Genomic DNA, 20,199 nt, shown 5'->3' on the forward strand with positions numbered 1-20,199 from the left:
GCTGCGAGCGACGAAACATCAACTGCCTCTGATAGATGAGCGAACGCATGAGCGAACTGCTGCTGATTGACGATGACCAGGAACTTTGCGAGCTGCTGGTCAGCTGGCTGGCCCAGGAAGGCTTCGTCGCCCACGCCTGCCATGACGGCCTGAGTGCCAGGAAAGCGCTGAGTGAGCATCAGCCCAGCGCAGTGGTGCTCGACGTGATGCTGCCCGACGGCAGCGGTCTGGAACTGCTCAAGCAATTGCGCAGTGAATATCCTGATCTGCCGGTGCTGATGCTCTCCGGCCGTGGCGAGCCACTGGACCGCATTCTGGGGCTGGAGCTGGGTGCCGACGATTACCTGGCCAAGCCCTGCGATCCCCGCGAACTCACCGCACGCCTGCGGGCGGTCCTGCGCCGTAGCCAGCCGGCCAGTACGCCAAGCCAGCTGGAGCTGGGCGACCTCTGCTACAGCCCGGCACGCGGTGTAGCCAATGTGGGTGAACATGAAGTGACGCTGACGCTCTCCGAGGGCCGCATTCTCGAAGCGCTGCTCGGCCAGCCAGGCGAGCCCTTGGACAAGCAGACGCTGGCGCAATTGGCCCTGGGACGCAAACTGACCCTCTACGACCGCAGCCTGGACATGCACGTCAGCAATCTGCGCCGCAAGCTCGGTCCACACCCTGATGGTCGTCAGCGCATTGTCGCCCTGCGTAGCCGCGGCTACCTGTACGCATCCTGAAAAGGCCGATTCTAGCGCCGCAGGACCGGGGCAAACCCGCTTGCAAATACCCTGACCGCCTTTACCGAGCCTTTACCCTGCGCTGACTGCGGTTGACCTTGCGTTGCCTAAACTGAGCTCATCCGGTCAAGGGCAGCAGCATCGCCCCGATGCATACCGGCTTTCATACACAGGAGAATTCTCATGATGCGCAAAACCCTAATCGCCCTTGCCTTCGCTGCCACCCTTCCAGCCGTCGCCCTGGCGATGCCCGGTGCTGGTCATGGCCAGCACGGCGGGAAACAGGCGCCGCACATGTTCGAGCAGCTCGACCTCAGCAAGGAGCAGAAACGCGACATGCGCAAACTGATGGGCGAGCAGATGAAAAGCCATCACGACATCACCCAGCGCTACCTCAACAAGCTGCCTGAAACCGAGCGCAAGGCCATGCAGGATGAGCTGAAAAACAGCAAGCAGGACACGCACAAAAAGATTCGTGACCTGCTCAAGCCCGAGCAACAGAAGCAATTCGACGAAATGCACGAGAGGATGGAAGCCAAGCGTGCCGAACGTGCCGAGTTCAAACAATGGAAAGCCGAGCGCGACAGCAAGAACTGACAGCCGGCACCTGTGGCTAAGCCACTCCCCCCACGGAGTGCTTAGCCACGACGTCTGATACTGCCTTGACCCTATAGACGAAACGCGAGCTGACACAGGCCAACCCCATCAACCCGCCCGACCGTATCGCCAGCAAGCGATTGCGAGCCGGGCTTCAGCCGTGGAGTATCTGCCCGGTGCGATCCCTGTTCTGGCGCATTCTCGCGACATTCTGGCTGGCCATTGCCCTGGTTGCCGGGCTGGCCATGCTCCTGGGCCAGGCACTGAACCAGGACACCTGGATCATCAACCGGCACCCTGGCGTCAAGCAGCTCTCGCAAATATGGACGCAAGTCTATGAGCGCCAGGGGCCGATCGCCGCGCAGTTCATGCTCGAGCAACACCGGCACCGCTTTCATATCGACGTGCAGGTGCTTGCCGAAAACGGCCAGCCGGTCATACGCGGGACCTTTCCCGCCCGTGCCGCCGCCTTCGAAGCCCGCCAGCAGAACCATGCCGGCCGCCTGCCCTGGCGTCGCCTGACGACCGACTACACCAGCCCGCTGACCGGCGAAACCTACCTGTTCATCTACCGCATCCCCAATGCCGAACTGCAGGCCTGGCATCGCGGCAGCATGTTCTGGCCGCTGAGCGCACTGGGCATTGCGCTGATCGTGCTGACCGGTTTCAGCCTGCTACTGACCCTCTCCATCACCCGCCCGCTGGATCGCCTGCGCGGCGCGGTGCATGACCTCGGGCAAACCACCTACCAGCAAAATTCCCTCGCCCGGCTGGCGACCCGCCGCGACGAACTGGGCGTGCTGGCCAAGGATTTCAACCGCATGGGCGCCCGCCTGCAACGCCTGATCGGCAGCCAGCGCCAGCTACTGCGCGACGTGTCCCATGAACTGCGCTCGCCTCTGGCGCGCTTGCGTATCGCTCTGGCGCTGGCCGAACGCGCAACCCCAGTGGAGCGCGAGGTCATCTGGCCGCGACTGGCCAAGGAATGCGACCGTCTGGAAGCACTGATCAGTGAAATTCTCGAGCTGGCGCGGCTCGATGCAGAACCCGGCGCAGCAAGCCCGATCAGCCTGCAGCCGATTTTCCAGCAACTGGTGGAGAATGCGCGAATCGTGGCACCGAAACAGCTTATCGACAGCCAGGTACAGAGCGGCATCCCCTTGCGCGGCTGGCCGGACATGCTCGAACGAGCGCTGGATAATCTGCTGCGCAATGCGTTGCGCTTCAACCCCGAAGGCATCCCCATCGAATTGCGCGCCCAGGCCGACGCAGACTGGCTGACGCTGAGCATTCGCGATCACGGCCCCGGGGTGGACGATGAGCACCTGTCACGTCTGAGCGAACCCTTTTTCCGCGCCCCCGGCCAGACCGCCGCCGGTCACGGCCTCGGCCTGGCCATCGCCCGCCGCGCTGCCGAGCGCCACGGCGGCGAACTGCTGCTGAGCAATCACCCCGAGGGGGGCTTTGTTGCCAGCCTGAAGCTACCGCTCACTTCACCGCCGGAACTGGCCAGGCAGCCCGAGTGATCGTGACCAAACGCAGGTCCGAACGTGTGCGGCCCTGCGGCTAGCCAATCTGGCCGCTCCACTGGCCGACGAAGTCTTTCGGCTCCAGCACTGGCGGCTTGCGCAAGCCACCTTCCGGCGTGCCCAGATAGATAAAGCCCAGTAGCTGCTCGCTCGCCTCCAGCCCCAACCCTTCGGTAACATGGCGGTCATAAGCGAATTCCCCGGTGCGCCAGACCGCCCCCAGGCCCTGCGCATGGGCCGCCAGCAACAAACCGTGAGCCGCACAGCCCGCAGCAAGCACCTGTTCGGCTTCAGGCACCTTTGGATGCAGCACTGGGCGGGCAATCACCGCCACCAGCATGGGTGCGCGCAGAGGCATCTTGCGCGGCTTGTGCAGTACCTCATCCGACGCATCCGGCTGGCGCCGGCGCAGGGCTTCGGCCAGCAACTCGCCCAGCCGCACCCGCGCCTCTCCCTCGATGGTGAGAAAACGCCAGGGCCGCAACTGTCCATGATCGGGCGCCCGCAGCGCCGCACGGAACATCAACTCCAGCTGCGCAGCGGTCGGTGCCGGCTCAACCAGCCGGGTGACCGAAACACGATTGAGCAACAGATCGAGCGCATCCATCCACCATCTCCTCATTCAGGTTCGCCCCAACGCTTGCAGATCGAGGCCTTTACATGAAGGACAGCTTACCGGTGATGGCTCCAACTCCGAAGCCCGCTGACCATTCCTTTGTCCTCACGCCACCCGATCAGGCGATACCTGCGGCGCCAGAGGCGGGGTCAGCGGAGGCAGGCCGTGTGCGGCACGTGCGGCATCGCAGTGCGCGTTGTGCTGGCCATCAACCCATGAGGCCTCGAATTCGCGGCATGTACTCGAACGTTGTTCATAAAGGGTGCAACGCACGCCACAGCCCACATCCCCCATCAGCCCGACGCAACGCGCGGGCTTGCTATCGGTGCCCTGCATCGCAACGTGGAAGGGGCTGATCTGCACGGTGGCAGCATCGGGGACCGTGCCGCCGGATGAGGCACATTCGCCCCAGAAGAAAGACACACGAAAGTACGCGCAGCAGGCGCCACACGTGAGGCAGGGATTGTCGATCGACATGGATGGAGAACACCAGAAAGCCGGCAAAGGGCCGGCGCCAGAGCGGCTATTTTATTCACCACCACAAGCCTGAGAAAAGCCTCCCGACAGGGCGCTGCGAAAGTTTTTCCAGCCAGTCGATCAGCGGTTTACTGCCGTTGTCACACGGGTAGAATGTCGACCCTCATTTAGTGCCGAGCCTCAACACACATGGCCTTGCCGACGCTGCGCATCATCGGTTTCATTCTCGGCATATTCCTGATCACTTTGGCCGTCAGCATGGTGGTGCCAATGCTGGCGCTGCTGGCATTCGAGCGCACTGACGACCTCCAGGCATTCATCTGGGCCAGCCTGATCACCTTCGGCTGCGGCTTTGCCCTGGTCCTGCCTGGCAGGCCGGCCCATACCAATCTGCGTCCACGCGACATGTATTTCCTGACTACGGTGAGCTGGGTAAGCGTCTGCTGTTTTGCCGCCTTGCCGATGATGCTGATTCATCACATCAGCTACACCGATGCCTTCTTTGAAACCATGTCTGGCATCACCACCACGGGCGCAACCGTGATATCGGGCCTTGATAGCGCCTCGCCCGGCCTGCTGATGTGGCGCTCATTGCTGCACTGGCTTGGCGGCATCGGTTTTATCGGCATGGCGGTCGCGATCCTGCCACTGTTGCGCGTAGGCGGCATGCGCCTGTTCCAGACCGAGTCGTCGGACTGGTCAGAAAAGGTCATGCCGCGCTCGCACATGGCTGGCAAGTACCTGCTCGTCATCTACGTGATCTTCACCCTTGCGGCTTTCGTGGCCTTCCGGCTGGCCGGCATGAGCGCCTTCGACGCCATCAACCATGCCATGTCGACGGTGGCGACCGGCGGCTTCTCGACTTCGGATGCCTCACTGGGCAAGTTCAGCCCGGCGGCGCACTGGGTGGCCATCGTCTTCATGATCCTGGGCAGCCTGCCCTTCACCCTCTATGTCGCCACTGCGCGTGGCAATCACGGCGCACTGCTGCGTGATCAGCAGGTACGTGGTTTCCTGGTCCTGCTGGCGATCACCAGCCTGCTCTTCAGCATCTGGTATTGGCTCAATCATGACGACGGCCTGCTCGATTCGCTGCGCATCGTGACCTTCAGCGTGGTATCGGTGGTCACCACCACGGGCTACGCGGTGAATGACTACACCCAGTGGGGTGGCTTCGCCGTCATGGTGTTCTTCTACCTGACGTTCATCGGCGGCTGTTCAGGCTCGACTTCCGGCGGCTTGAAAATGTTCCGTTTTCAGGTCGCCTATGCGCTGTTGCGCGCCAACCTGAAGCAGCTCGTGCACCCGCGCGCAGTCATCCGCCAGCAATACAACGGACATCCCCTCGATGAGGAAATCGTCCGTTCCATTCTGACTTTCTCCTTTTTCTTCACCATGACCATCGGCGTCCTGGCCCTGTGCCTGGCGATGCTGGGGCTCGACCCGCTTACCGCCCTCACGGGCGCGGCATCGGCGGTATGCAATGTGGGTCCCGGACTGGGGCCCATCATCGGCCCGGCGGGCAATTTCTCACCGCTTCCGGATGCCGCCAAATGGCTGCTTGCTGTTGGAATGCTGCTCGGACGGCTGGAAATCATCACTGTACTGGTGTTGCTGACGCGGGCCTTCTGGCGTCATTGAGCAAGCTCTATTGCTCACCAATGTCTTCGTTCCAGAGTTCGGGACGGCTGGCGATAAAGGCCTGCATCATCGCGATGCAGTCCGAATCCTGCAGTACTTCGATTTCCACTCCGCGACTGCGCAGCAAGGCTTCTTCGCCCATAAAGGTCTGGTTCTCCCCGATTACGATCCTGGGAATGCCGTAGAGCAGGATGGCACCGCTGCACATTGCGCACGGTGACAGGGTGGTGTAAAGAACCGACTCGGCATAAACAGCAGCCGGTTGCCGCCCGGCATTCTCGAAAGCGTCCATCTCGCCGTGCAGCACCGCACTGCCTTGCTGGACCCGACGATTGTGCCCACGACCGATGATCTTCCCCCGATGGACAATCACCGAGCCAATGGGTATGCCGTCTTCAGCCAATCCTTGTCGGGCCTCATCCATTGCCGCCTGCATGAATATATCCATTTGCTGCCTCCTCGTTTCACAGGTTGTTTTCTGCGTTGCCTGGCCGAATGGCTGGTTTGGCGCAACGACGGTGACTTGTTATGATCGCCCGGCTTACGCTGGCGATGCGCAGCAACTTACAACGGTGCGTGCCAGAGCGCAGGCCTTTCCAAGGATAGCCATCATAGATGTCAACCGTGACCGGTGAACGGCGTAACGGGCTTGCGACCCGTCCGCTGCGCGAGTACTACGCCAGGGTACTCGCCTATCTGACCTGCGCGGCCACGCTGGCCGCCGGTGTTTATACCCAGCACTTTTCCATCGAGCTTCTGTGGATGGTGCCCTACACCCTTCTATACCCACACTTCGCCTATCACCTGAGCTATCGATTCAAGCGTCAACATCCGGAACGGACGTCGCAGATACTGCTCAGCCTCGATGCCTTGAATGCAGGCGCGGGCATTGTGCTGTTCAGCTGCGCGCTGGTGCCCAGTCTGATGTTTCTGCTGACGCTGAGTTTCAGCGCACTGGTGATCGGCAGTCTGCGCCAGTGGTTGATGACCCTGCTACTGGTCATCGTCGGCATCGCCCTGACCAGCCTGCTGGTTCCTCTGCAGTTCAGCGCCGAGACCCCGATCCTGGTCTCGGCGGCAAGCATCCTGTTCACCACCCTGTACATCTGCATCACGGCCTATTACGTCCACCAGCAGGGCGTGCACCTGGCACAGGTACGCTGCGAGGTGGAAGCGGAACAGGCCAAGGCTGCGCGGCTGGCCCGCAACCTGGCCAAGTACCTCTCGCCCCAGGTCTGGGAGTCGATCTTCTCCGGCAAACGCAGCGTGCGCCTGGAAACCCAGCGCAAGAAGCTCACGGTGTTCTTCTCGGACATCAAGGGCTTTACCGAACTCTCGGAAGAACTGGAAGCCGAGGCCCTGACCGACCTGCTCAACAACTACCTCAACGAGATGTCGAAGATCACCCTCAAATACGGCGGCACCATCGACAAGTTCGTCGGTGACTGCGTGATGGTGTTCTTCGGCGACCCCAGCAGCCAGGGCGCAAAAAAGGACGCCGTGGCCGCGGTATCCATGGCCATCGCCATGCGCAAACACATGAAGGTGCTGCGTCAGCAATGGCGCGCCCAAGGCATCACCAAGCCCATGGAAATTCGCATGGGGATCAATACCGGCTACTGCACGGTCGGAAATTTCGGCGCCGATACCCGCATGGACTACACCATCATCGGTCGCGAAGTAAACCTGGCCAGCCGCCTTGAAAGCAACGCCGAAGCCAGCGAAATCCTGATCTCCCACGAGACCTATTCGCTGATCAAGGACGTGATCATGTGCCGTGACAAGGGCCAGATTGCCGTCAAGGGCTTTTCCCGCCCGGTGCAGATCTACCAGGTGGTGGATTTCCGCCGTGACCTGGGCGCGACCAACAGCTTCGTTGAACACGAACTGCCCGGCTTCTCCATGTATATGGATACCAATGGTGTGCAGAATTTCGACAAGGAACGCGTGATCCAGGCGCTCAACCAGGCTGCCGACAAACTGCGCGACAAGGTCATCATGTAGCGCACCCGCGCAGCCTTTTCCGGTCAAAAAACACTGCCATGACCCATCGCAATGCCCTGCTGGCGATCCACTTTGGCGCGCTGATGTTCGGCCTGTCCGGCGTGTTCGGCAAACTGGCCGAAAGCGCCCCGCTCACCATCACCTTCGGTCGGGCGCTGTTCGCGGTCCTCGCCCTGCTGCTGGCGGCACGCTTTCTGCGCAGCGGCGGTGCACATCCCGGCTGGCGCCAGCGTGGGGGCCTGTTGCTCGGCGGTCTGCTGCTGGGCGGCCACTGGTTCACCTTCTTTGTCGCGGTGAAAATCGCCGGGGTAGGTATCGCCACCCTGGGCTTCGCCAGCTTCCCGGCCTTTACCCTGCTGCTGGAAGGGGTGTTGTTTCGCGAACGCACCCGCCCAATCGAGTTCGCCATGGTGGGCCTGGTCTGCGCAGGCCTGCTCTTGGTCACACCGGAGTTCAATCTGGCCAGCGAAAACACGGTCGGCCTGCTTTACGGCATTGTTTCCGGTCTGATGTTTGCCCTGCTGTCGCTGCTCAACCGGGCGGTTACACGCGGTGTCGACCCGGTGCAGGCAGCACTCTGGCAGAACGGCATCATCCTGCTGTGCCTGCTGCCCTTGACTTGGGGCTCGCTACCCGAGGTTCCACCGCTGGACTGGCTTTGGCTGGTGTTGCTCGGCGTGCTTTGCACAGGCCTTGCACACAGCCTGTTTGTCGCAAGCCTCAAGGTGCTGAAAGCACGAACCACCTCGGTGATCTTCGCCCTCGAACCGGTTTACGGGATTGCCTTCGCCTGGTGGATTTTCAACGAGCGCCCAACCCTGGGCATGGCACTGGGCGGCGCCTTGATCATTCTCGCGACGGTAATCACCAGTCGCCTGAAGCCACCAGCACTGCCCAATCCGGCCAACCCTGGCTGAATCAGCGGTCGTTATGACCAAGACCGCGCTGAGGATCGATCTGGTCACGCACCCGCTGCTTCAACACCTTGGCTTCGGGAAAACCACCATCCTGCTTGCGCTCCCAGATCTGCACGCCATCGCAGGTGATATGGAAGGTGCCACCTGTAGCGGGCACCAGCGAAACTTTCCCCAGGTCATCGGCAAAGGTGGACAGGAGCTCCTGAGCCAGCCAGGCCGCGCGCAACAGCCACTGGCACTGGGTGCAATAGGTAATGACGATTTCCGGCTTGGTAGCAGACATGAGCGAGCGTTCGGTAACGGATAGGGCGCCTATAATAGCCGCCATTTCGCACGCCCAAACCCGGTATGGTCATGTCCCGTTTATTGTTTTTGTTGATGCTGTTGCTACCGCTGGCAGCCTTTGCCGACCTCCAGCCCAAAACCGGCCTGGTCTTGTCCGGCGGTGCAGCACGCGGGCTGGCCCATATCGGCGTACTGAAAGCTCTGGAAGAACGGGGTGTTCGCATCGACGCCGTCGCCGGCACCAGCATGGGCGCGGTGATCGGCGGGCTTTATGCCTCAGGCTACAGCACCGATGAACTGGAGAAACTGGCGCTCGACCTGGACTGGCAGCAGGTGCTATCCGATGATCCGCCACGTCAGGACGTCCCCTTCCGCCGCAAGCAGGACGACCGCGACTTTCTGGTCAAGCGCAAGCTCAGTTTTCGCGACGATGGCAGCCTCGGCCTCCCGCTCGGAGTGATCCAGGGGCAGAACCTGGCACTGCTGCTCGAACGGTTGCTGGTACATACCAGCGACACCCGTGATTTCGACCGTCTGCCGATACCCTTTCGCGCCGTAGCCACCGATATTGCCAACGACCAGAAGGTGATCTTTCGCAGCGGCCACCTGCCTCAGGCGATTCGCGCCAGCATGTCGATTCCTGCCGTGTTCGCCCCGGTCGAGATCGATGGCCGGCTGCTGGTGGACGGCGGCATGGTCGACAATATCCCCATGGACGTCGCCCGCAGCATGGGCGTCGAACGTCTGATCGTGGTGGATATCGGCTCGCCGCTGTTGAAGCGGGAGCAACTGCTGACCGTCGTCGATGTGCTCAATCAGTCGATCACCATGATGACCCGGCGCAATTCCGAAGCGCAGCTGGCAACGCTGCGCCCGGAGGACCTGTTGATCCAGCCGGCACTCGCGGGCTTCGGCTCAACCGATTTCGGACGTGCCGACCAACTCATCGATGCCGGCTACCGTGCGGCCAGCGCGCTGGATGGCCGCCTGCTCACGATGCGCAGCGAAAGCGGGGGCAATCCGGCGCTGAGCCTGGCGCGCAGCGCCGAACCCCGCACGCCGCTGATCAGCGAAGTACGAATCGAGAATGACTCGAAGGTCGGCGACGCAGTGATTCGCCGGCATATCCGCCAGCAGATCGGCAAGCCGCTGGACCTGCAGGATCTGCAAAAGGACATGGGCACCCTCTACGGTCTGGACTATTTCGAGCAGGTCGAATACCGCGTGGTGCATGGTCAGCCCGGCAACACCCTGGTCATCACCACCCGTGAAAAACGCTCCGGCACTGATTATCTGCGCCTGGGCATCAACCTCTCGGACGACTTTCGCGGCGACAGTGCTTTCAACATTGGCGCCAGCTACCGCAAGAATGGCATCAACGAGCTGGGCGGCGAATGGTTGACCCGACTGCAGCTGGGCGACCATCAGGAGCTTTTCAGCGAGTTCTATCAGCCGCTTGATGCCGGCTCACGCTGGTTCGTGGCGCCCAACCTGTTCGCCGAAACCCAGAACGTCGAGGCGATCATGGACAACGACCCCATCGCCGAATACCGCCTGCAGCGTTATGGCTACGGCCTGCACCTGGGGAGGCAGATCGCCAACAATGGTGAAATCCGCTTCGGCATCGGCCAGGCCTGGGGCGAAGCGGATGTTCGCATTGGTGATCCGGAGCTGCCCGATTTCAATTTCGAGGAAGGCTATTACCAGCTGCAGTATTCGTTCGACACGGTGGATAACGTCGACTTCCCCCGCGAGGGCGAGGATATCGGCCTGACACTGCGCCAGTACGACAAGGGTCTGGGTTCAGATGAGCGCTATCGACAGTGGGAATTCAAACTGGACAAAGCCATCAGCCACGGCCCCAGCACTCTGGTGTTCGGCGGACGCTACGGGCGCACGCTGGATGACGCCGAGGTCGTCACCTCAAGCTTCATGCTCGGCGGCGCACGGCAACTGTCCGGCTTTCGTCAGGATGCCCTGCCGGGGCAGAACATCAGCCTGGCCCGACTGATCTATTTCCGCCGGATGACGCCACGCTCCTTCCTGCCGCTGGATTTCCCGCTGTATCTGGGGGCCTCTCTGGAACGCGGACGCGCCTGGAACAACGACAACGAATTCGACAGCGGCTACATCAATGCCGGCAGCATCTTCGTCGGCTACGAAACGCCCTTGGGGCCACTCAATTTCAGCTACGGCCTGAACGATGAAGCCGAGCGCGCGCTGTACATGAATCTTGGGCGCAGCTTCTGATGCAGGCTGCCATTAGCGACTGAAGTCGCTCCCACAGGGATCGGTGCGTGCTCAGAAGTTTGTGGAGATTCATGTCAACGACGACCTGCCGCCTATGGTGGCAGGCCGTCTGCGTCTGCATGAGGGCAAAGGCGATTCGGACTTCAGTCGCGACGCCTACCGGCTAACGCTTAACCAGATTGGAGAGAATCCGCGCATGCACCTGCTGACACTTGCGCAGATCCGCCTCATCGATGCCGTTGAAGAGCTCATGGCGTACCTGGGTGGAAATCGCTTCGATCTTTTCGATCATAGGGCGCGCCGCAGGCCGGAGCGTGATTAGCTTGGCCCGCCGGTCCTCCGGCGCCGCCTTGCGCTGCACCAGCCCCTGCGCTTCGAGGCCGTCCAGCAGCCGGGCCAGCGTCGGCCCTTCGACCGCCACGCTTTGCGCCAGCTCGCGCTGGGTTGGCTCGTGATCGAAGCGAGCCAGGTGTAGAAGCACCAGCCAACGTGCCTGGGAAAGGCCAAGATCGGCCAGCCGGCGGTCCAGCTCGGCGCGCCAGCCACGCGAAAGTTGCGCCAACTGCATGGCGAATCGATGTTGATCGGGATACATGACGCGGGCTTTCCTGCAAAACTAATTATTAGCGAGCTAACCACAGCGGCTAAATACTGGCAATAGCCCATAGGTCGGACTCGCAACCATATGTGTCTTGTTTGTTGGAACGCTTAGGCCTGAGTCGCGAACCCCTATAGACCGAACTCGGCCTGGAGCGAAGCCCGCACGCAGAACAGCACGGCTTCCGGCACGCGTCCGGCAAACGTCTCTGCAACCGAGGCGACGCTGGGCAATTCGCCTTCGGCATCGAGAAAGGCATCCTGGATTTCGCCCAGCAAGTCCTCCGGCAGATCCAGTGCCTGCTCCAGGCTGAGCATTTGCTGGCCGATGGCTTCGGCAAGCATGGCGTAGACATTTTTCTCGCTGCAGTCGAGTTGTCGGGCAATCTGCGTCGGCGTCATGCCGGCGCGCGCCAGGGTTATCAGCTCATGACGCACATCGGCTGGCGATCGCACCGCCGCTGCGGTCCCCTGCAGCACATCGAGGAAAGCCTGCCCGTAGCGCTCCAGTTTGCGTGCGCCGACACCGCTGATGCGCGCCATGTCGCCAAGCGTGCCCGGCTGGCTTCGCAGCATCTCCAGCAAAGTCGCATCCGGAAAGATGACGTAGGGCGGGACGCCGTGCTCTTCGGCCAGCTTTCGGCGCAAGGCCCGCAGCGCTTCCCAGGTTTCCCGTTCTTCGCTGCGCACCAACTGGCTCGCGGCACTGCCAGCCGGCTTCACGGCCTTGCTGGCCACTTCACGACGCAGCTCCAGGGAGACCTCGCCACGCAGCAAGGCACGGCAACTGTCACTGAGGCGCAGGCCACCAAAACCGTCCAGATCAACATCGGCCAGCCCGCGCGCAACCAGTTGGCGAAACAGCGAACGCCATTCACTGTCCGAAAGCGCTTTGCCAACGCCGAACACCGATAGATGCTGATGCCCCAGGCCGCGAACCTTGTCGTTTTCGCGCCCCAGTAGTACATCCACCAGATGCCCGACGCCATAACGCTGTCCACTGCGATAGATCGCCGACAGGGCCTGACGTGCAGGCTCCGTGGCATCCCAGGTTTGCACGCCATCGACACAGTTGTCGCAATGCCCGCACGGCTCGGCCAGCACCTCATCGAAATAGGCCAGCAACGCCTGACGCCGGCAGCGAGTCTCCTCGCACAGCGCCAGCATGGCATCGAGCTTGTGCTGCTCGACACGCTTGTGGCGCTCATCGCCTTCGGAGTTGTTGAGCATTTGCTTGAGGAAAATCACATCCTGCAGGCCATAAGCCATCCAGGCATCGGCAGGCAGGCCGTCACGTCCGGCGCGTCCCGTTTCCTGGTAGTAGGCTTCCAGCGATTTGGGCAGATCCAGATGGGCCACGAAACGCACGTTGGGCTTATCGATGCCCATGCCGAAGGCAATGGTGGCGACCATGATCAGACCTTCCTCGTTGAGGAAGCGTCTCTGATGGAAAGCGCGCAGCTCGTTGGGCAGCCCCGCGTGATACGGCAATGCCGGAAAGCCCTGTTCGCTGAGGAACGCCGCGATATCGTCGACCTTCTTGCGCGACAGGCAATAGACGATGCCCGCATCGCCCTTACGCTCGGCGAGAAAGCCCAGTAATTGCTTGCGAGGCTGATCCTTGGGCACGATGCGGTAGAAGATGTTGGGTCTGTCGAAACTGGAAAGAAAGCGCTCGGCGTTATCCAGCTTCAGCCGCTGAACGATCTCCTCGCGGGTACGCTTGTCCGCGGTGGCAGTCAGGGCGATACGCGGCACTGTCGGGAAATACTCTGCCAGCTGCCCCAACTGCAGGTATTCGGGGCGGAAATCATGCCCCCACTGCGACACGCAATGGGCTTCATCGATGGCGAACAAGCCGATCTTCAGGCGTTGCAGAAAAGCCAGCATACGCGGCTGGACCAGGCGCTCAGGCGCCAGGTAGAGCATCTTGATTTCATTACGACGCAGGCGCTCGGCGATATCCCGCTGATCTTCGGGGCTCAGCGTCGAGTTCAACGCCACGGCCGAAACGCCCAGTTCATCAAGGGTCGCAACCTGATCATCCATCAGCGCGATCAGTGGTGAGACCACCACCGTCAGCCCCTCGCGCAGCAGCCCCGGCACCTGGAAACAAAGCGATTTGCCACCGCCGGTGGGCATCAGTACCAGCGCATCGCCGCCACCGGCAACCTGCTCGATGATCGCGCGCTGGTTGCCGCGAAAGGCGTCATAACCGAATACGTCTTTGAGTATGCGCTGTGCCTGGTCGAGCATGCCGGTCTCCGAAACAAGGCGCGCAGTATACGCGAGGCGAACATCAAGTTCAGGCGCAACCGGGCGCCTGGTCCGGCTCGCCCTGATGGCCGCGCATATGCTCGCTGACCGCCCCTGCGGTAGCTTGCCGCCCACGGCTCGTCTAGAATCACCGCTACTGTCCATTCAAGGTAGCCACCCATGTCCTTTGCCGAGCAACTCGCCCGCCTGCAAGTGTTTCTGGATGCAGACGATCTGCATGAAGAGGCGCTGGATTACATTGCTGCGCATGGTTACATGACGGCGCTGTGCATCTGCTCCGAGCAGGTGCCGGACCGTGAATGGATCGACGCGCTCTTCTCCGAGCCGCCGCAATACGCCGACGATACCGAGCGTGAGGCCATCGAGGCGACGCTGGTGCAGCTCAAGGCCCATATCGCCCGTCAGCTGGCCAGCGACGAAGACATGGAGCTGCCCTGCGAGCTGGACCTTGGCGAGGAGCCGGATGAATCCGATTTGCGCGGCTGGTGCATCGGTTTCATGGAAGGCGTGTTCATGCGTGAAGCCGTGTGGTTCGAGGACTCCGAGGAAGAGGTCAGCGAATTGCTGCTGCCAATCATGGTCGGTTCGGGCCTCTTCGACGAGCAACCCGAGTTCAGCGATATCGCTGCCGATCCCGAACTGGCGGACGAGATGGTGTCGCAGATCCCGGAAATCCTGACGGCGCTGTACCTGCTATGTCATGCGCCTGAAGAAAAGCCCGCCTTGCTCAAGCCTCGCCGCCACTGATGGCCGCGTAACCCCTTGGCCCATCGGGACATAAAGACCTATCGCAACCCGCTGGTACGTTATCTGCTGCTGGCGGTGGGCTGGCTGAGTGTTGCGCTGGGCTTCATCGGTATCTTCGTGCCGGTGCTGCCCACCACCCCCTTTCTGCTACTCGCCGCCGCCTGCTTCGTTCGCAGCTCACAACGCTTCTATAACTGGCTGGTGATGCATCCCAGGCTTGGTCCCTGGTTTCGGGATTACCTGGACGGCAACGGAATTCCGCTCAAGGGCAAGGTCTACGCCATCGGGACCATGTGGTTGAGCATCGGCATATCCTGCTGGCTGGTGCCTCTCGTGTGGGCACGAATCGGCATGCTGATCAGCGCAACGCTGGTGACGCTCTACATCCTGCGCCTCAGGACTCTCCCCCCGCGTTGACAGGCGCCTGAAGACCGGCGTGGTTACGCTGATAGACCTCCGCACCCATGGCCTCAATCTGTGCTTCGATCAAGGCCTCGAAAGGTCTCAACAGCGCGTCGAAGCGACCTTCCCCCTCCAGCGTATTGAGCGCAGTCACTACCGCTTCCAGCGTCGATAGTGCGCCCGGCATCGGCGCCTTGCGCAGCCGATAGCGCGAAACCAGGCCCTCGGGCAGGGCCACCCGCGGCAAGCTGGCGAGACCGGGATTGAGGTGCAGCAGCTTGCGCGCTTTGCGCCAGGTACCATCCGGAACGATCAACCGGACCGGTTCGGCACTGGCTGCCAGACTCTCCAGCGGAACATCATCTTCGCCGGGAAACAGCAGATAATTCCGGACTCCATCGTCAGGCAGATCACCAAACAGCTCGCCCACTCGCAACTCAGCCGTGCTCAGTCCACGCGCAACCAGCCGGGCAGTATTGAGTGCATGGCCGCTTTCACTGGGGTGCTGAAGTATCAGCACCTGTGTGCGACTGGCAAGTGACGGAAACAGGGAACAAAGACAGTGGCTCAGCGGACGCTGGCAACTCGGGCATTGCGGACGGGACATGGCGACTGTTCAGGACGATTTGCTGGGCTTTGCTGGGCAAAGACATACAACCGCGCACTCTTGTAGGACCCAAGGCGTCACGCGGTGAGCACAAGGCAACCACAGCCGCCGCCCAACGCTTCATTCGCCCGACCCATTGATCTTGGCCGGGCTACGAAGGATCGGAAGCAACGGCTGATCGAATCAGCGCCGCGATGAAGCGCGTCTGTCTCGCTCGGCGCGTATCGGAATGGGTTGCAGACGAGGCGGTTCGATGAAGCCAAGCGCCACCGCGAGATCACGAACCTTGTCATTGAGCCACGCTTTCATGGTCTAACCCTCCTGCTTGTAAGGGGTACTGATGGAGCCATGTGGGCCTGGTTACCAGCTTAACCCAGGAAGCGTCCGACCGCCTGCGGCAGATGTTGCAGATTATTCAGGCGGAGCGTTCTTCAGCGGCTCTACAGATGGGACCTGCGGCAGATCGGGGCGTTCATCTTACGGGGTGCTTTCGCGCCTGCGCCGGTAAGGGAACACATCAATCACCTTTCCCTCGCTTATCGCCTGCTGCAATCCCTTCCAGTAGTTGGCATCGTAGAGTTCGCCATGCAGCCTGGCGAACAGTCGGCGCAACCTGTTATCTGCAAAGAGGAAGCGCGGAAACTCTTCAGGGAAGACATCGTTTGGGCCAACCGAATACCAGGGTTCGGATGACATTTCATCTTCCGGATAACGAGCCTCGGGGATGTAGCGAAAATTGATTTCCGTAAGAAAGCAAATCTCGTCGTAGTCATAGAACACCACGCGCCCGTGGCGGGTCACGCCGAAATTCTTCAGCAGCATGTCGCCGGGGAAGATATTGGCCGCGGCCAGCTGTTTGATCGCCAAACCATAATCCTCCAGCGCCTCCTCAACCTGCGACTCGCTGGCGTTCTCGACATAGAGGTTCAATGGCGTCATGCGTCGCTCCGTCCAGCAGTGACGCACCAGCACCGTGTCACCCTGAACCTCGACCGTAGAAGGTGCGACCTCCAGCAGCTCCGCCAGGCATTCAGGCTCGAAGCGAGAGACGGGGAAGCGAAAGTCGGCGAACTCCTGGGTATCGGCCATACGCCCTACCCGGTCGACGCTCTTTACCAGCCGGTACTTCTCGATGACCGTGGCACGACTGACGCTCTTGGTCGGCGAAAAGCGGTCCTTGATGATCTTGAACACCGTATTGAAGCCAGGCAGCGTGAATACGCTCATGACCATGCCACGCACACCAGGCGCCATGATGAAACGATCATCCGTGTTTGCCAGATGACCGATCAACGCACGGTAGAACTCCGATTTTCCATGCTTGTAAAAACCGATCGAGGTATAGAGTTCGGCAATGTGCTTGCCCGGAAGGATGCGCTGGAGAAACCCGATGAACTCGACCGGTATCGGTACCTCCACCATGAAATACGAGCGCGTGAAGGAAAAGATGATCGAAACGTCGGCCTCATCGGTAATCAGTGCATCGGCAACGATGCCTTCCTCCTCGCGGTGCAGCAGTGGAATCACCAGAGGCCATTGCTCGTCGCGGGTGGATATCCGGCCAACCAGATAGGCGCCCTTGTTGCGGTAGAGCACCGAGGCAAACAGCTCCAGGGTCAGGTGTGGGTCCTTGCACACCCAGTCGGGCAGCGACTCATGCAACTGCGCATCGAGACGCTGAAGATCACCGTCGAAATCAGCGTAAGGCACGTTGAACGCGAAATCGCGAAGAATCTGCGCAAGCACCCCGCACAGGTCCCCCTCCGGCCGATAGCAGCGGGTTTGCGCCAGACGCGAGCCGCAGCGGCTTGCTGGCCGGGTGCTATGGATGAACATGGTGTCGTCGCTGATACAGTCGTGACTGAACAGTGCGCAGAAAATCGAGTTGTACCAGGTCTCGGACAGCTCATCGTCGAAACGCGGATCGATCAGCTCGATATAGGCACGCTTGATCACCGGCCAGCGCCGCACATCCAGCAGCACCTCAGGCTTGAACACGGCTCGCAGATGTGCAGCCGTTTCAGCAACTTTCTCTTCGTACAGAACGATACGCGCGGCCGAGGCACGCTGCGCCTCCTGCCACTGCGCCTGCTCGAAGCGCGACCGCGCGCCTTCGGTAATCAGCCGGAAGTGTTCACGATAATCGTCGAAGCCCAGCAGAATCTGCCGGGCGATATCGACATCTGGCGAAACCTGCGTCATGTCGTTCATCTCGCAGTCCGCTCTTGAGCTATTGAGGAAACGGCTACTGCTGCAGCTCCTGTTCACCGAACATATCGGAAAAGAGCATCGTCGAGAGGTAACGCTCGCCGGAGTCCGGCAGGATGACCACGATCGTACGCCCATTCATTTCCGGACGTTCGGCCAGACGCACCGCTGCCGCCATGGCGGCGCCACAGGAGATACCGCAGAGGATGCCTTCCTCGCGCATCAGGCGCAAAGCCATGCGCTTGGCTTCTTCGTCGTCGACCAGTTCGACACGGTCCACCAGTGAGAGATCCAGATTCTTCGGCACGAAGCCGGCACCGATACCCTGGATCTTGTGCGGACTGGGCTTGACCTCTTCCTGGGCCAGGGTCTGACTGATGACCGGTGAACTGATCGGCTCGACCGCTACACTGATGATCTGCTTGCCCTTGGTCTGTTTGATGTAGCGCGACACGCCAGTCAGCGTGCCACCTGTACCCACGCCCGCGACCAGCACATCCACAGCGCCGTCGGTATCGTTCCAGATTTCCGGGCCCGTGGTTTTCTCGTGGATGGCCGGATTGGACGGGTTCTCGAACTGCTGCGGCATGTAATACAGCTCAGGATTCGAGGCGGCGATTTCGCTGGCTTTTTCGATGGCACCCTTCATGCCCTTGGCCGGCTCGGTCAGCACCAGCTCGGCACCCAGTGCTTTCAGCACCTTGCGTCGCTCCAGGCTCATGGAGGACGGCATGGTCAGGATCAATTTGTAACCGCGTGCGGCTGCCACAAACGCCAGACCAATGCCGGTATTGCCTGATGTGGGCTCGACCAGCGTCATGCCCGGCTTGAGCGAGCCATTTTCCTCGGCATCCCAGACCATGCCGGCGCCAATGCGGCATTTGACGGAATAAGCCGGGTTGCGGCCTTCAATCTTGGCCAGGATGGTCACGCCCTTGGGTCCCAGGCGGTTAATCATCACCAGTGGCGTATTGCCAATGGTGCGTGCGTTGTCTGCAAAAATGCGGCTCATGACGTGTGTCCCTGCTGAGGAGAAAACCAGACCGAAGAGCCTATGCGCAGTCTTCTCGCCAGTCCAGCCGAACTCGTGTACGCGGCGTGCGGTCCATCCACAAGACCCATGCCGGACCCGCCTTGCCATGAGAAGACGCTACCGCTTGCCGCTGTGGATTGTGCTATCGCTCGCCCTGCTGCTCCTGCTGCTGCATCTGGCGCTGCCCAATCTGGTGCGCAATTACCTGAACGACAGGATGGCGGACATGGGCGACTACCAGGGGCAGGTCGAAGACGTCGACCTCACCTGGTGGCGCGGGGCTTATCGCATCGAAGGACTGCTTATCGAGAAGAAGGACAAGCTCGTCCAGGCACCGCTGTTCAAGGCGCCTGTAATCGATATCGCCATCAGCTGGGACGGACTTCTTCGCCATCGCGAAGTGGTCGGCGAAGTCGTGTTTCACCAGCCGCAGCTGAACTTCGTCGACGGCGGCGAGAGCGGCGAGTCGCAGAGCGGTGAAGGTGTCGACTGGCGCGACCAGCTGGACGCGCTGGTGCCGATCACCCTCAACAAGATTCAGGTCATCGACGGCCAGCTGTCCTTCCGCAACTTCACTGTCGACCCGCCCGTGCATGTATATGCCAGCGGCATTGAAGCGAGTCTGTACAACCTCACCAATTCGACCGACGAGCAGGGTCGCAGGGTCGCCAGCTTCGAGGGCACCGGCAAGCTGTTCAATCAGGCACCGATCGAAGCGACCGCACGCTTCGATCCCTTCACCGAATGGGAGGATTTCGAGGTCAATCTGCGCATAACCGGCGTGCCACTCAAGCAGCTCAATGACTTCAGTCGCGCGTACGGAAAGTTCGATTTCGCTGCCGGTAGCGGTGATCTGGTGCTTGAAGTCGAAGCCACCGACAGCCAACTGAGCGGCTACATCAAACCCCTGCTGCGCAATGTCGAGGTATTCGATTTCGAGCAGGACATCGCCAACGAAGACAAGGGATTCTTCCAGGGTATCTGGGAAGCAGTGGTCGGCGCCGGCGAAGAAGTGCTCAAGAACCAGCGCAAGGATCAATTCGCCACGCGCATCGAACTTTCAGGCAGCATCAACAACACCGATGTCAGCGCCTTTCAGGCATTCATCGCGATCCTGCGCAACGCCTTTGTGCAAGCCTTTTCCACCCGTTTCGAGCGCTCTCTGGCCGAGGACCAGTAAGCGCATCGCGCCGGTCCTCCTTCTGGGGCGCAATCCTGATGACGCGCTGATCATTGGCGCAGCGCAGGCTGACGGCAGGAGCTGTCGCGACCATTCAATGACTGAAT

At 61.1% G+C, this 20,199-nt stretch carries 20 protein-coding genes; 10 read left to right on the forward strand and 10 right to left on the reverse strand.

Going from position 1 to position 20,199, the window contains the following annotated elements:
• Positions 1-47 precede the first annotated feature (47 nt).
• From NAV32_RS02215 to NAV32_RS02225, 3 genes are all read left to right on the forward strand, one after another.
• Entirely contained in the window at positions 48-725 is a 678-nt protein-coding gene (locus NAV32_RS02215; RefSeq protein WP_256051174.1) for a response regulator transcription factor, read from the forward strand.
• Positions 726-911: 186 nt separating this feature from the next.
• Positions 912-1,322 carry a Spy/CpxP family protein refolding chaperone gene (locus tag NAV32_RS02220; protein WP_256051481.1) on the forward strand — a complete coding sequence of 137 codons (411 nt, stop codon included), beginning with the start codon at positions 912-914 and terminating at the stop codon, positions 1,320-1,322.
• A gap of 176 nt (positions 1,323-1,498) precedes the next feature.
• Positions 1,499-2,848, forward strand: a complete 1,350-nt coding sequence (locus tag NAV32_RS02225; protein ID WP_256051175.1) for a sensor histidine kinase — start codon at positions 1,499-1,501, stop codon at positions 2,846-2,848.
• 40 nt (positions 2,849-2,888) lie between these two features.
• Here the strand turns inward: NAV32_RS02225 and NAV32_RS02230 are convergent, their stop codons facing one another.
• Entirely contained in the window at positions 2,889-3,458 is a 570-nt protein-coding gene (locus NAV32_RS02230; protein WP_256051176.1) for a nitroreductase family protein, read from the reverse strand.
• 114 nt (positions 3,459-3,572) lie between these two features.
• Positions 3,573-3,944 carry a YkgJ family cysteine cluster protein gene (locus NAV32_RS02235; RefSeq protein WP_256051177.1) on the reverse strand — a complete coding sequence of 124 codons (372 nt, stop codon included), beginning with the start codon at positions 3,942-3,944 and terminating at the stop codon, positions 3,573-3,575.
• A 189-nt stretch (positions 3,945-4,133) separates the two neighbouring features.
• Between NAV32_RS02235 and NAV32_RS02240 the strand changes: the two genes are divergently transcribed.
• Positions 4,134-5,585, forward strand: a complete 1,452-nt coding sequence (locus NAV32_RS02240) for a TrkH family potassium uptake protein (RefSeq protein ID WP_256051178.1) — start codon at positions 4,134-4,136, stop codon at positions 5,583-5,585.
• A gap of 7 nt (positions 5,586-5,592) precedes the next feature.
• On the opposite strand, the gene NAV32_RS02245 is transcribed toward NAV32_RS02240, so the two are convergent.
• Positions 5,593-6,033: a nucleoside deaminase gene (locus NAV32_RS02245; RefSeq protein WP_256051179.1), complete on the reverse strand. Its 441-nt coding sequence runs from the start codon at positions 6,031-6,033 to the stop codon at positions 5,593-5,595.
• Positions 6,034-6,200: 167 nt separating this feature from the next.
• Between NAV32_RS02245 and NAV32_RS02250 the strand changes: the two genes are divergently transcribed.
• Both NAV32_RS02250 and NAV32_RS02255 read left to right on the forward strand, forming a co-directional pair.
• On the forward strand, positions 6,201-7,589 hold the full coding sequence (locus NAV32_RS02250) for an adenylate/guanylate cyclase domain-containing protein (RefSeq protein ID WP_256051180.1): 1,389 nt from the start codon (positions 6,201-6,203) through the stop codon (positions 7,587-7,589).
• A gap of 38 nt (positions 7,590-7,627) precedes the next feature.
• On the forward strand, positions 7,628-8,506 hold the full coding sequence (locus NAV32_RS02255) for a DMT family transporter (protein WP_256051181.1): 879 nt from the start codon (positions 7,628-7,630) through the stop codon (positions 8,504-8,506).
• Position 8,507: 1 nt separating this feature from the next.
• Here NAV32_RS02255 and NAV32_RS02260 read toward each other — a convergent pair whose 3' ends face one another.
• Entirely contained in the window at positions 8,508-8,789 is a 282-nt protein-coding gene (locus NAV32_RS02260) for a SelT/SelW/SelH family protein (RefSeq protein ID WP_256051182.1), read from the reverse strand.
• A 71-nt stretch (positions 8,790-8,860) separates the two neighbouring features.
• On the opposite strand from NAV32_RS02260, the gene NAV32_RS02265 reads away from it, so the two are divergent.
• Positions 8,861-11,041, forward strand: coding sequence for a patatin-like phospholipase family protein (locus NAV32_RS02265; protein ID WP_256051183.1), 2,181 nt, complete (start codon positions 8,861-8,863; stop codon positions 11,039-11,041).
• A 163-nt stretch (positions 11,042-11,204) separates the two neighbouring features.
• Here NAV32_RS02265 and NAV32_RS02270 read toward each other — a convergent pair whose 3' ends face one another.
• A complete protein-coding gene (locus NAV32_RS02270; RefSeq protein ID WP_256051184.1) occupies positions 11,205-11,636 on the reverse strand; it encodes a MarR family transcriptional regulator in 432 nt (143 codons plus the stop codon).
• A gap of 134 nt (positions 11,637-11,770) precedes the next feature.
• Positions 11,771-13,894 carry a DNA helicase RecQ gene (recQ, locus tag NAV32_RS02275; RefSeq protein ID WP_256051185.1) on the reverse strand — a complete coding sequence of 708 codons (2,124 nt, stop codon included), beginning with the start codon at positions 13,892-13,894 and terminating at the stop codon, positions 11,771-11,773.
• A gap of 180 nt (positions 13,895-14,074) precedes the next feature.
• Here recQ and NAV32_RS02280 point away from each other — a divergent pair, with 180 nt between their 5' ends.
• Together NAV32_RS02280 and NAV32_RS02285 are read left to right on the forward strand one after the other, a co-directional pair.
• On the forward strand, positions 14,075-14,662 hold the full coding sequence (locus NAV32_RS02280; protein ID WP_256051186.1) for a YecA family protein: 588 nt from the start codon (positions 14,075-14,077) through the stop codon (positions 14,660-14,662).
• A 15-nt stretch (positions 14,663-14,677) separates the two neighbouring features.
• Complete coding sequence (locus tag NAV32_RS02285; protein WP_256051187.1) at positions 14,678-15,079, forward strand: YbaN family protein; 402 nt, start codon at positions 14,678-14,680, stop codon at positions 15,077-15,079.
• On the opposite strand, the gene NAV32_RS02290 is transcribed toward NAV32_RS02285, so the two are convergent.
• The 4 genes from NAV32_RS02290 to cysK form a co-directional block, all read right to left on the reverse strand.
• The gene (locus NAV32_RS02290) at positions 15,057-15,671 is read right to left on the reverse strand and encodes a tRNA-uridine aminocarboxypropyltransferase (protein ID WP_256051188.1); all 615 of its coding nucleotides are present in this window, start codon (positions 15,669-15,671) and stop codon (positions 15,057-15,059) included. The two genes, NAV32_RS02285 and NAV32_RS02290, sit on opposite strands and share 23 nt — an antisense overlap.
• Positions 15,672-15,854: 183 nt before the next feature.
• Positions 15,855-15,980 carry a PA1414 family protein gene (locus NAV32_RS02295; protein ID WP_256051189.1) on the reverse strand — a complete coding sequence of 42 codons (126 nt, stop codon included), beginning with the start codon at positions 15,978-15,980 and terminating at the stop codon, positions 15,855-15,857.
• Positions 15,981-16,148: 168 nt separating this feature from the next.
• Complete coding sequence (gene aceK, locus NAV32_RS02300; RefSeq protein WP_256051482.1) at positions 16,149-17,873, reverse strand: bifunctional isocitrate dehydrogenase kinase/phosphatase; 1,725 nt, start codon at positions 17,871-17,873, stop codon at positions 16,149-16,151.
• A gap of 43 nt (positions 17,874-17,916) precedes the next feature.
• On the reverse strand, positions 17,917-18,891 hold the full coding sequence (gene cysK, locus NAV32_RS02305; protein ID WP_256051190.1) for a cysteine synthase A: 975 nt from the start codon (positions 18,889-18,891) through the stop codon (positions 17,917-17,919).
• Positions 18,892-19,018: 127 nt separating this feature from the next.
• On the opposite strand from cysK, the gene NAV32_RS02310 reads away from it, so the two are divergent.
• Positions 19,019-20,092 (forward strand): DUF748 domain-containing protein, encoded by a 1,074-nt coding sequence (locus NAV32_RS02310; protein ID WP_256051191.1) that lies wholly within the window; start codon positions 19,019-19,021, stop codon positions 20,090-20,092.
• The last annotated feature ends 107 nt before the right edge of the window (positions 20,093-20,199 follow it).

The sequence above is a fragment of the Stutzerimonas stutzeri genome, from assembly GCF_024448695.1.
GTDB classification, from domain to species: Bacteria; Pseudomonadota; Gammaproteobacteria; order Pseudomonadales; family Pseudomonadaceae; genus Stutzerimonas; species Stutzerimonas stutzeri_T.